This is a genomic window from Vibrio marisflavi CECT 7928, assembly GCF_921294215.1.
Classification (GTDB): domain Bacteria; phylum Pseudomonadota; class Gammaproteobacteria; order Enterobacterales; family Vibrionaceae; genus Vibrio; species Vibrio marisflavi.
In genome coordinates, this window is record NZ_CAKLDM010000002.1 from 2,405,405 (window position 1) to 2,417,227 (window position 11,823).

The 11,823-nt window shown below is 43.4% G+C and carries 12 protein-coding genes; all 12 read right to left on the reverse strand.

Features of this window, described 5'->3' with window-relative positions:
* Positions 1 to 4: 4 nt before the first annotated feature.
* Positions 5 to 1,474, reverse strand: coding sequence for a ribonuclease G (gene rng, locus L7A31_RS17745; RefSeq protein WP_237363093.1), 1,470 nt, complete (start codon positions 1,472 to 1,474; stop codon positions 5 to 7).
* Between the two features lie 19 nt (positions 1,475 to 1,493).
* Positions 1,494 to 2,057 carry a Maf family protein gene (locus L7A31_RS17750; RefSeq protein WP_237363094.1) on the reverse strand — a complete coding sequence of 188 codons (564 nt, stop codon included), beginning with the start codon at positions 2,055 to 2,057 and terminating at the stop codon, positions 1,494 to 1,496.
* Entirely contained in the window at positions 2,058 to 2,546 is a 489-nt protein-coding gene (mreD, locus tag L7A31_RS17755) for a rod shape-determining protein MreD (protein WP_237363095.1), read from the reverse strand.
* Complete coding sequence (gene mreC, locus L7A31_RS17760) at positions 2,536 to 3,423, reverse strand: rod shape-determining protein MreC (protein ID WP_237363096.1); 888 nt, start codon at positions 3,421 to 3,423, stop codon at positions 2,536 to 2,538. Before mreC ends, mreD begins: the two co-directional genes overlap by 11 nt.
* Positions 3,424 to 3,492: 69 nt before the next feature.
* On the reverse strand, positions 3,493 to 4,536 hold the full coding sequence (locus tag L7A31_RS17765; protein ID WP_237363097.1) for a rod shape-determining protein: 1,044 nt from the start codon (positions 4,534 to 4,536) through the stop codon (positions 3,493 to 3,495).
* A gap of 154 nt (positions 4,537 to 4,690) precedes the next feature.
* Entirely contained in the window at positions 4,691 to 8,434 is a 3,744-nt protein-coding gene (locus L7A31_RS17770) for a DUF6701 domain-containing protein (RefSeq protein ID WP_237363098.1), read from the reverse strand.
* Positions 8,434 to 8,889: an MSHA biogenesis protein MshP gene (locus tag L7A31_RS17775; protein ID WP_237363099.1), complete on the reverse strand. Its 456-nt coding sequence runs from the start codon at positions 8,887 to 8,889 to the stop codon at positions 8,434 to 8,436. Before L7A31_RS17775 ends, L7A31_RS17770 begins: the two co-directional genes overlap by 1 nt.
* Positions 8,879 to 9,592: a PilW family protein gene (locus tag L7A31_RS17780; RefSeq protein WP_237363100.1), complete on the reverse strand. Its 714-nt coding sequence runs from the start codon at positions 9,590 to 9,592 to the stop codon at positions 8,879 to 8,881. Before L7A31_RS17780 ends, L7A31_RS17775 begins: the two co-directional genes overlap by 11 nt.
* On the reverse strand, positions 9,592 to 10,143 hold the full coding sequence (locus tag L7A31_RS17785; RefSeq protein WP_237363101.1) for a type IV pilus modification PilV family protein: 552 nt from the start codon (positions 10,141 to 10,143) through the stop codon (positions 9,592 to 9,594). The genes L7A31_RS17780 and L7A31_RS17785 overlap by 1 nt, the downstream gene beginning before the upstream one ends.
* Complete coding sequence (locus tag L7A31_RS17790; protein WP_237363102.1) at positions 10,143 to 10,628, reverse strand: type II secretion system protein; 486 nt, start codon at positions 10,626 to 10,628, stop codon at positions 10,143 to 10,145. Before L7A31_RS17790 ends, L7A31_RS17785 begins: the two co-directional genes overlap by 1 nt.
* 54 nt (positions 10,629 to 10,682) lie before the next feature.
* Complete coding sequence (locus tag L7A31_RS17795) at positions 10,683 to 11,153, reverse strand: type II secretion system protein (RefSeq protein WP_237363103.1); 471 nt, start codon at positions 11,151 to 11,153, stop codon at positions 10,683 to 10,685.
* A 46-nt stretch (positions 11,154 to 11,199) separates the two neighbouring features.
* On the reverse strand, positions 11,200 to 11,769 hold the full coding sequence (locus L7A31_RS17800) for a prepilin-type N-terminal cleavage/methylation domain-containing protein (protein WP_237363104.1): 570 nt from the start codon (positions 11,767 to 11,769) through the stop codon (positions 11,200 to 11,202).
* Between the last annotated feature and the right edge of the window lie 54 nt (positions 11,770 to 11,823).

Below are 11,823 nucleotides of genomic sequence, written 5' to 3' on the forward strand. Positions count from 1 at the left end.
TCCTTTACATCATTACGACGTCAAATTGTTCCTGAATGTATAAAGGTTCCGCTTGCACCTTTACTTCCTTACCAATAAATACTTCTAACTCGGCCAGCGCATGGGATTCGTCACCTTCCAATGTTTCTGCGACAGCTGGAGAAGCATAAACTACAAACTTATCCGCATCATAAGCGCGGTTAACTCGGGTGATTTCACGCAAAATTTCAAAACAAATCGTTTCGACAGTTTTTACGCTACCTCGCCCTTCACAAGTTGGACAACTAGAACATAGAACATGTTCAATACTTTCCCGAGTCCGCTTACGTGTCATTTCGACAAGGCCGAGTTGTGTAAAGCCGTTAATATTGGTTTTAACACGATCTTTATCGAGCGCGGCCTCTAGAGAGCTTAATACTCGCTTTCTGTGTTCATCTGAAGACATATCAATAAAATCGATAATGATTATGCCGCCTAAGTTTCTTAACCTTAGTTGACGAGCAATAGCTTGGGTAGCTTCTATATTGGTGTTAAAGATCGTTTCATCTAAATTTCGGCGACCAACAAAAGCGCCAGTATTGATATCGATAGTCGTCATTGCCTCAGTCTGATCGATAATCAAATATCCACCCGACTTCAGTGTCACTTTACGATCAAGAGAGCGCTGAATTTCATTCTCTGTTTCGTACATATCAAAAATAGGTTTATCGCCTTCGAACAGTTCAAGCTTGTCGGTCAATTCCGGGACATATTCTGAGGTAAACTCTTGTAGGTTTTCATACTCTAAACGTGAGTCAATAAGGATCTTATTTAACTCAGTACCGACAAAATCACGCAAGATCCTCTGAGCCAAGCCAAGCTCACCATATAAGGTAGTGCGAGTTTTATATTTGGATCTACGCTCAATGATTTTCGACCAAAGACGTTTTAGAAAAGCGGCATCTTGAGAAAGCTCTTTCTCATCTGCCCCTTCTGCAGCAGTACGAATGATAAAGCCGCCAAGTTCATCACAATAGTTTGCCACAACAGCTTTTAAGCGTTCGCGTTCTTGCTCACTTTCAATGCGTTGAGAAACGCCGACGTGACTGGCTCCGGGCATAAAAACTAAGTAGCGAGAAGGGAGTGTTATATCGGTAGTTAGACGAGCACCTTTAGTCCCAAGTGGATCTTTGACAACTTGAACGACAATATCTTGCCCTTGTCGCACCAACTCAGATATATCGCGAACTTGAAACTGTTGCTTCTCATTTTCAGACACGCATTCTGTGTGAGGTACGATATCTGACGCATGCAAAAAAGCCGCTTTATCTAGGCCAATATCGACAAAAGCGGCCTGCATACCAGGCAGAACACGACTGACTTTGCCTTTGTAGATATTTCCAACAATGCCACGACGAGCTTCACGTTCAATATGAATCTCTTGAAGGCTTCCAGCTTCAATCATAGCAACACGGGTTTCACTTGGAGTGACGTTTAACAGCAACTCTGCACTCATAAGAGTACCTCTTTATAATTTATAAAAATTCGTGCAAGAGCTGGTCAGTTTCGTATAAGGGTAATCCAACAACAGCGTGATAGCTGCCTTCTATGCGAGTGACAAATCGGCCACCTTTTCCTTGAATTCCATAACTGCCAGCTTTATCGCATGGTTCCCCTGTTTGCCAGTATTGTTCGATTTCTTTTTCTGACAGAGTCTTAAACCACACGTCGGTAATAACTACAGTAGAACGAGTTTTTTGCTCTGATGCGACAGTCACTGCCGTCATGACTTGATGGCTACGAGCAGATAACTTGAAGAGCATTTGCTTAGCATCTTGCAAGCTATCCGGTTTCTCTAGAATACCTGTATCTACAACAACGATAGTATCAGAACCGATCACTATCGATTCTGGTTCGACTTTTAAGCCTGCCAGCGCTTTATCTTGTGATAAACGCTGCACATACTGATGAGCAGATTCATCAGATTTTCGGCACTCTTCTACATCTGTTTTCACCACATCGAATGAATAGCCGAGCTGACTCAACAATTCTTTTCTTCTTGGTGAAGATGATGCTAATACTATTTTCTTATCAGTCATTTACTTCACGTGCCAATGGCGCCGTACTCTTCTCATCAATAAAAATAGCCATGGCCAAAGTATACAGTTGATCAAAGCACTCCATAGTAATAATGGATTAAAAGTGACATCTCTGATCAAGTATTCACCACAAAATATCAATATATCCAACAACATGGAAAGCAATGCGATTACAACAGCCTGCTGCCACAAAGCCATATTACGCAATACTAAGAAATTCAGCGCCACTAGGTAGATGACTATCGACATCATCATTCCCCGTATGCCCAATGTTGAACCTAGCAGCAAGTCCCAGAGTAACCCAACAATTAAGGCCGTTCCGACGTTGACTCGATGAGGTAGTGCCAACACCCAATAACAGGTAACAAGCAATAGCCATGATGGCCGAAGAATTTCCAAAATTCCCGGCCAAGGGATGGTTTGCAAAATCAGTGCAATTAAAAACGAACACCAGATAACCAGCTTACTTCTCAACACATTATTGGCCATTGCTAGTTACTCCGGTTTTCTGTGTTGGATGTGCATTCAATACTCTTTCTTGCCTGTCTTTGTTTGGCCAGACAAGTAGCAAGTATCTTAAACGTTCAAAGTCAACGACTGGCTTAGCAGTAATATCAGCAAACTCACGTTTAGTATCGCGATTCACTGAGGTTACCGTAGCAACAGGATAGCCTTCTGGGTACACACCACCGAGTCCACTTGTCACCAATAAGTCACCAACTCGAATGTCAGTACTGGTTGGGATATGCTCAAGGTTTATTTGGTCCACTTGACCTGTACCCGAGGCAATCACTCGAATATCGTTACGAATCACTTGTACAGGAATAGCACTATTGCTGTCTGTTAGCAGAAGAACGCGACTATTTTGCGCGGAAACATACGTTACCTGCCCAACAATGCCTTTGTCATTGATCACTGGTTGACCAACATAGACACCGTCTTCACTGCCTTTATCAATCACAATCTGGTGACGATATGGCGTGGTATCGACAGCCATGACTTCAGCGATCATTTTCCGCTCATCTCTTACATAAGGAGAGCCGAGTAGCTTTCTGAGTCGCTTATTTTCTTCTTTGTACTGGTCTAGTAGCAGCAAATCACTTTTTAACAGCAACACTTCGTTTTTCAACTTAGTGTTGGTATCTATTAAATGTTGCCTGGAGTTAAATCTTTCGTAGAAGCCGTCAAACATCGTCCTTGGTAAGTCAGCAGCATATTGAATTGGAGCGACCAAGCTATTGAGGAAATATCGTACACTTGAGAAAGCACCTAAACGACTATCAGCCAGCATAAGGCTGGCTGATATGACTATCGCTAAAAATAAGCGCAGCTGTAGTGAAGGGCCTCTGCCAAAAATCGGCTTCATTAAAATGAGATCCTAAAAATCGGTAAAAATGGTCTGACTAAATAGCAGGTTGATATTGCAAGCAAGAGATTACTCTTCGCTAAACAGGTCGCCACCATGCATATCAATCATTTCTAGGGCCTTACCACCACCCAAAGCAACGCAAGTTAGAGGATCTTCCGCAACGACAACAGGAATACCTGTTTCTTCTGTTAACAAACGATCAAGATCTTTAAGCAGAGCACCGCCGCCCGTTAGAACCATACCATTCTCTGAAATATCAGATGCGAGTTCTGGTGGACATTGCTCTAGCGCAACCATTACCGCAGAAACAATACCTGTTAATGGCTCTTGTAAGGCTTCTAATATCTCATTTGAGTTTAGACTAAAGCTACGAGGTACACCTTCAGCAAGGTTACGACCGCGAACTTCGATTTCCTGAACTTCGTCGCCAGGATATGCAGAACCAATTTCATGCTTAATTTTCTCAGCCGTCGCTTCACCAATTAAGCTGCCGTAGTTACGACGAACATAGTTAATGATCGCTTCATCGAATCGGTCACCACCGATACGAACTGACGAAGAATAAACAACGCCGTTAAGAGAGATAACCGCGACTTCAGTAGTACCACCACCGATATCAACAACCATCGAACCTGTTGGCTCTGAAACTCTCAGACCAGCACCGATAGCCGCTGCCATTGGCTCGTCGATTAGATAAACATCTCTAGCACCAGCACCTAATGCTGACTCACGAATCGCACGACGCTCTACTTGAGTTGAGCCACAAGGCACACAAACAAGCACACGTGGACTTGGCTTAAGAACACTGTTGTCATGAACTTGTTTAATAAAGTGTTGCAGCATTTTTTCCGTAACGTAGAAATCTGCAATTACACCGTCTTTCATAGGACGAATTGCTGAGATATTACCTGGCGTACGTCCAAGCATTTGCTTAGCGGCGTGACCTACCGCCGCAACACTTTTTTGGGGCCTTGAACGATCTTGACGGATCGCTACTACAGAAGGCTCATCTAAGACAATTCCCTGTCCTCTTACGTATATCAGTGTATTGGCTGTACCTAAATCGATAGATAGGTCATTTGAAAACATGCCACGAAGTTTTTTAAACATATTCTTCGTTCGTCCTGCTAGAAAATTAGAAGATAAAAATTTGCACTAAATGTACCAATGCCTTGCCATCTCAGCAAGGCAAAGTGGCACAAAGATGGAGGGAAACACGTAATTTCTAACAAATTCCTTACTTAGAGCATATATTTGACACAAATTACTGCCCAGTTAAGCCAGATTCGCCTCGAAATAGAACTTTGTCATTACCGCGATAAATCCCGAATGTAACAATTGAATGTGGATCTTGTTCATCACTGCCAGTGTTGCTCCAATCATACTGCAACCATGAAAGATCGTTGTTCGTTCCCTCACAACTAGAAGACTCACCACCGCTGACTAAAGTCAGCCAAAATTTGATTTGTTCTCTTGCAGATGTGGTCTGAGAAGCCTTGATGGACCTTGATGTACCTGAAGATACTGTGCCAGAGCCGGACAAACTACCATTGTCAGTCTCACTCGACCAAATCGCCTGCTGACAAAAGTTAGCCGCATCAAAACTGGTGCCACTATCATCCGTGTTAGTCGTAAAGCCACTGCCATCCCAGTACTCCACAGCAAGTGGAACAGTTAAGGTGTCACCTTGAACGCCACCGACATCCGTTAAGTTTATACGCCCAAAACGGATATCAGGCTGATCTGTAAGCGCATCTCCACTGGTGGTGTAGGCAACAGGATCAGTGTTGCTGCTTTGGCTATCTAGACTAATAACCGAAACATCCGAGCTGCCACTTTTGTTAAACGGTCCATCTGCAGAATAATCTGTCGCTTTATTCCAACAAATGCTGTCCGTGCAGTCAGAAGCAACAGTATTGGTAAACGTCCCTATCGAGCTGCTACTGTCTAACGCCCAGATTCCTGCTGAGAAGGTTGGTGAAACAAAGCGAGATGCGTATGAGCTGTTTTCAAGTAAATCAAACCCAGCTTGCAATGAACTATCAAAACTGACGTAATTTTGTACCGCACTTTCACTGCTATTCAGGGCTTCCACTTTAAACTCGACACCATCAAAAGGTTGTCCCATGTAGATAAAGCTCTGCGAATTGGGATAACTCCAAGTGGTATCTGTGACCTTAAAATAAGCGGGATAAAAGCGACCGACAGCGCGATAACCTTGATTAACGTCCATACCTAGGTATGTTGCTGAAGTATCTGCTTGCAATTGAATACTGCCTACTTCATCCCAGCTCAATCCAGAAAAATCGAAGTAGTCACCGCTAGCAGATTTATTGGTATTGGACATCGACGTTGTGCCAGATAAATTGCCAGCATTACCTCCACTTGGAGTATCAATATCGTGAGTGAGAGCTACCGTGGCTGAAGGCGCATCAGAGTCGAAAAAGTTTTGAGTCACAGTGATGCTGCAATAACTACTGGTCTCTACAGCCGCCGTTTCGCTTCCACCAGAAACCCAAATGATTGGTTTCACCATGACGGCAAAACTTTCACCTGAAGCTTTGTAGCCACTGCCTGAGCTGGAAGTGCCGCTAATTGTGTCACTGCTACAAATGGCAAGCGTCCATGGTCTCGCATAAATAGTGTGTGTCCCTGTATACGTTTCACAGTCACCATCATCGTTACATTGTTGGTTGCTCAATGAATAAGAAACAGAGCCAGCTTCTGAGTACAATACATCCATCTGAGCTTCCACTTCAGAACTACCATTTAAGGCAAAGTTCAGTGTTACATCATTAGACACTTCGGTATAACTCGAATCTGAGTCATCTTTGATATACACAGATGCACTATTGGTGGGGCTAGAAGGTTGACTGTAACTGGTAGAAGTTGTGGACAGAGTAATATTGCCAACATAGTCGGTGGAGACGACAGCGACCTCTGAGCCTCCAACCGACTGACATTCCAGTGGTTGCACGGTTACTTGCACTGATTTTCCTGCAATCACTTCTGTAGGGTTGGTAGAAATCTCCAACTTGTTTGATACAAAAGTATACTCTCCCGTTACCGTTGTATTCGACTGATCATCTTCCAAATAAGCAGTCACCGTGATATCACCAACCCCCTCTCCATCTAGTGCTAACACGAGCGTACCATTCGAATCAGGCTGGTAACTGGTGCCAGAAACGTAGCTGCCTGTCGTCACCGAGAGAGAGCCACTATCAGCACTCACGTGAATGCTTCCGGTATAATCACCACTGGCAGCCCCATCACCATCTACGACTTGTAAAGTGATGGTTTGAGCCACGCAGGATAGGCTCGTATCCGTACTTGGGGAAATAGTTAAATCAAAAGAGTTAGTTGCTGGATTTAAACAAGACCCTGAGCCAATGATATTGGTGTTAGCCTCTGAAGTAGTAAAGGTGTTGGTTGTGACACCACCAACAATATCCATCGAATTTGACAGAGTTATCGAGCTAGCCAACAGCTGGGCTGTAATATCTGAATGTGAACTCTCAATAAACGTATAGCTAGCATCCGGGCCATACATGATCAAATCATTATCACCACCTAAATCATTAAACTGAACTGCATTCCCTGAGCTTTCAGAATAAGAGGTAACAACAAAAATTTGTACTCCCGCATAGGTGCTGATTGAAGTTCTATTTGCCCCTCCTCCTCCCATAGTCATTGTTCCAAAGGTGTAGTTACCATTGGCTGCAAATCGGCTATCGACATCACCACTCGCTGTATACGACTCAATGAGAGTCCCATAACCATTCTCTTCACCTAAATCGGTAAATGACACGATCATATTGGCGCCATACCCAGTCACAGATAAGGTTTGCAGCGAGGTGAGAATATTGATCGTCACATCACTACCACTGACGCTGTACGAGCAATTCGTTCCATCACAAACGCTTGTGTAATTGGATGCAGTGATCGACAGTGAAGTCGTGCTAGAAAAAGTCGGCGCTAACGATGGAGGAGTACTGACCTTTGTCGCTCCGGTCGTACAAGCATAGCTGTCTCCGCAGGCCCCAGCTTGCCCAGCCTGATAAGATAAAGTGTCAAACGAGACCGCTAAATTACTGCCAGACAAGTTGGTACTAAGATAGCTTTGTGACCACCCAGAAATCGTACTGCTCGAGTTTTGGATACTTAAAGAGCTACTAGATGCCCAAGCTTGAGCTGGCTCGGGAATATAATTGCAGAGGTTTAAAGTGCTGAAATCAACTGCGTTACAGGTTTCGGGGACGTCTGCAACCAAAGTACCACTGTCTGATATAGTCAGATTCTTGCTGGTCACGGTTCCTGTAACCGTCGCATTTTGCGAAATTTCTAAGTCCGTCTCAGCAAATAAATGTGCCGTTATATCAATATTTGCACCGCGAATTTGTATATTGGAGCTGTTTGTCCCTTCCATAGAAACAATAATGAAGTCATCCGGATCACTTGAAGTGGTAGTGATAGCTGCATTGCCCGAAGTAGTGAGTTGCTCTAAATAAATTGTCACGCTACCATTTATATTTAAAGTACTCGTACCTGTCACATTCAAGCTTTCGACATATAGTGTAACGTCTCCGACCAGATTTAATTCAGCTATGCCCATCAAGGTTAAGCTATCTGTAATACGGTAGGTTCCATTAGATAAAGTCATTGAGCTATTGCCAGAAATAGTCAAAGCAGAGTATGTAGCATCATATGTTAGGGAAGGAACTGTAAACGTTGGAGAGGAATCTAACCTTAAGTCGGGATCAAGAATACAAGTTCCGGTTCCACATGAATTGGTTACATTTGCCACCTCTGACGAGGTATCGAAACCAATTTTCAAATCAGTCAGCCCCAAAATAGCATCGTCAGTGCTAAGCGTGACACTTGCACCACTTCCAACCCATGTTTGAGCGGCAGTCGATACGCAAACTGCATTGCCTAATGGATAGACAGCCTCTGCCCTAACTTGCCAGCCGACCAGCATTATTGCCAATATAAGTGCAATCCTAGCCATCATGACTCCTCACGTATCCATACTTCTTGAGAGCGTTGCACTTCATTGATACCTGAGCCACAAACTGCTGTAGACTCCACTTTGAAGTAGCTCATACCATCAAGAGTACCGATCGTCTCGCAAGTTATGCTGACGCTGGAACAATTTGAAAAGTTGCTTAGTACATTGTTTGCTCCTGTTGAAATGCCACTAGCAACAGGATCGCAATTGCTGGCTACTGCAGACGAAGCGTTCAGAGGATAAAACTGTGTAAGCGCATACTCATTAACCGAATGAGCAAGTAACCAAGCTTGGGTTCCGAGTATATCCCGCACCAAGGCATCTCGATTGGATTGCTCAATACGGATTAAGTTTGTGCCTAAAAACCCCATCACCACTAACGCGAAAACAGCGATGATATACAAGTTACCTTGCTGCCTACTTAGCGAATAATTGCGTTTAAACTTATGGGACATTAAGCACCTGTACATCTTGTTGGTAGTTACTTGATTCTCCATCTTGTTCAAACAACAAGTTAATATGAACTACCCCACCTCGTTGAAGGTTCGCAGGAAGGTAAGTAAATTGTCCAGAAACAACATTTTCAGCCACCTGAACACCATTTCTCATCACACTGCCACTGCTGTTATACACGCAATATGAAACTTCCGAGCTGTATATATATTGACGATCAACAACCGAGTCACTGGTAATTGAAGACGCACCGCCTGAAATAATATAAGTAGAACCTGAAACGGTCACATCAGGGCTTGCTAGGCTAAAAGCGCTTGCCGTATCTGAATAGCTAGTAGGGTTAATAACTAGAGACTTCCCAGCATCTATTACATTGCTTGAAGAAACTCCGTCATTGCCTAACAAAAAGTGCACATCACTACCACTAATGGCATAAAAGCCAGAGTAATCGATAGGGTAAAATGACACGCAAGAATCCGCACTAGAAACGGCGCTATTGCTAACAATATTGGGAACACTATGGCGGATCTCTCGCGACATTTTTTCTAGTACAAACTTGGCTTGTGTTTGTAGTCTTTGCCTTTCTATTGTTTCGCTGTAGCCTTTCATACCGATCTCGACAAAACCCGCAATGCCTAACACGATGATCCCTCCTACAATTATAGTTAGGATCATCTCGATCAGCGTGAATCCTCTCTCGTTCATCAGTAATTTCCTCGGAAGGCTTTAAACGAAATCGGCGTTTGATTGCTAGCTGAAATTGTCATAGTGATAAGCTTCATACTCCAATCTTCATAGTCGGAGTTATCGTAGGCAACACTGATGGTTACGTTGAAGTTTTTATAGGTCGTTGAACTGTCTTCCACCAATAAGTTTAAATCACCACAACCATTAGTACCGTCGGGCTCCCAGCAGCCAGTATAGTCGTCAACGTCATCGAAATTCGGTGCGCTCTCTCCAGTATCACTGCCTAAAGAGATAGAAGAGCTATCACTTCCGGTACAATCTGTAGATCCTGTATCCGATGAAGAACAGCGGATATAGTCACCATCAAAATCGCTCTCTTCGTCAAACCCACGCCCTAAGATTTGCGACATTAAACTTTGCCCTAGTGCGGCTGCACGCACTTGATAATTCGGATCGCCAGAACGAGCGATTTGAGGAAATAGCACTGTTGTTAAACCAATTATGGCAATCGCAATAATCACCATAGAAACAATAGCTTCAACTAATGTAAATCCTGTTGCTTTATTCATCAGCAGTTTCCTCTCGACACAAAACCTTGAGAGTTAATACATATGTCTGCCGTACTATTGTCCGCACTAAAACTGATATCGACACCGGCGCTAGCATCACTTTCAGGGTTACCAAGAAGATCAAAGGTTACTTGGCTAACGGTTGGGGAAGTTGAAATGGAAACTGAAGAAAAACTAAGAACATCACTGCGACTAGATATGTCAGAAGCACTGCACCCTGCTACTGAACCAATGCAGTTACTCTGAATCGCGAGAACAAAGTTATCGTTACTACTACTAGAGCCAACATTAGACTGCATGCGATTGACTTGGACTTGACGAATAATTGAGATCGCTTGCTCTTGAGCTGCGTAGGCAGAAAAGTGGGTGACTCCAAAATAACGGCTGGCCGCATAAACAGATACAATAGAAACCAACAGTATGACAACAATCAACTCTACTAAAGTGAAGCCCGTTGTTTGGCGATTTCTAAAGTATCCATTCACATCCAAAGCACTCCATTCGCTTTATAGGACTTTATGTTTGAATTTTAAAATTTCTTAGCAGCTTGTTGATGTCACTGTAGAGCTGTAAGCCGAGCTAGCATTCGCCGCTTCGGTGTAGGTTACATAACAGCCTGTTGCTACAACAGAAGATGCGTCAGCAGAAGTACCTGTAAGTGAATCACTATCAAAGGTAATTACTCGGCTTGTACCAGAAACACCGGATGCCCAGTCATTAGATAATCCCGTTACCGCACTAAGAATACCCGTTCCGCTAGGGTAACCATAAACCACGGCAATATTGTCGGACGTGGTTGCTGCAGCGCTTGTCTCTAGCCCTTCAATAGCAGCCTTACCATAAACAATTCCAGCAGCGCCATCAATTGCCCCTTTAAGACCTTGCAGTGAAGCTTCACGAGCGTCACCTTGAAGGTTTAAAAACTTGGGCGCGGCTGTAACAGCCAAAATGCCAAGAATAACAATAACCACAACTAATTCGATTAGTGTGAAACCACTTTGTTTATTCATTAATAAACCTCCATGTTAAAACGGGCAAATAGACTTCCAATCTAAATTACTGCAATAAAACCAATACACTACCAGTTGCTATATCATAAACAAACTTATGTCCTACACCACTATCTAATTGGGTATAAGTACACTTATTATTTGTACTGTCTGCCTCTGCACTAAACTTCACGTCTTCGTCTATATCACCGACGGCTGCAACCAGTGGTGCGTTGTGCAATAAATTATCCATTAAATCAATGCACAACTGAACTGTAATACTGTTAGGATAGTTGAAATTATCAGTATTGACAGCGATCGGGTAGCCATCTTGAAATCCGGTAGCATTACCGTTGGCAGCCGTTGAACTGGTAAGCCAAAAATTCGTGCCATCATAATTGACTGTGTTGTACTTCTCACCATCCACTGTTATCGACGGCCTTGCCTCAGCTTCCCACTGGGCTCTTGCAGACAAAACACCAGCAGCATAACCGCTAGCTACAGCCTCAACCGAAGACTTCCTTGCTCCGCTTACAGTGTCCAATAGCCTTGGCAGCGCAACAACAGCCAGCACACCAATAATGACAATAACAATGATCAATTCTAAGAGGGAAAATCCTTTCTGCTTAATGAACACACACTCATCACTTTCGGTAACAGTTTTATACGTATATTCAGCATGTTTACTTTT

Coding starts and splice junctions, on each gene's coding strand:
- L7A31_RS17750 (WP_237363094.1), bottom strand. CDS start 2,057: ATGACTGATAAGAAAATAGTATTAGCATCATCTTCACCAAGAAGAAAA.
- L7A31_RS17785 (WP_237363101.1), bottom strand. CDS start 10,143: ATGAATAAAGCAACAGGATTTACATTAGTTGAAGCTATTGTTTCTATG.
- rng (WP_237363093.1), bottom strand. CDS start 1,474: ATGAGTGCAGAGTTGCTGTTAAACGTCACTCCAAGTGAAACCCGTGTT.
- L7A31_RS17770 (WP_237363098.1), bottom strand. CDS start 8,434: ATGGCTAGGATTGCACTTATATTGGCAATAATGCTGGTCGGCTGGCAA.
- mreD (WP_237363095.1), bottom strand. CDS start 2,546: ATGGCCAATAATGTGTTGAGAAGTAAGCTGGTTATCTGGTGTTCGTTT.
- mreC (WP_237363096.1), bottom strand. CDS start 3,423: ATGAAGCCGATTTTTGGCAGAGGCCCTTCACTACAGCTGCGCTTATTT.
- L7A31_RS17780 (WP_237363100.1), bottom strand. CDS start 9,592: ATGAACGAGAGAGGATTCACGCTGATCGAGATGATCCTAACTATAATT.
- L7A31_RS17765 (WP_237363097.1), bottom strand. CDS start 4,536: ATGTTTAAAAAACTTCGTGGCATGTTTTCAAATGACCTATCTATCGAT.
- L7A31_RS17795 (WP_237363103.1), bottom strand. CDS start 11,153: ATGAATAAACAAAGTGGTTTCACACTAATCGAATTAGTTGTGGTTATT.
- L7A31_RS17775 (WP_237363099.1), bottom strand. CDS start 8,889: ATGTCCCATAAGTTTAAACGCAATTATTCGCTAAGTAGGCAGCAAGGT.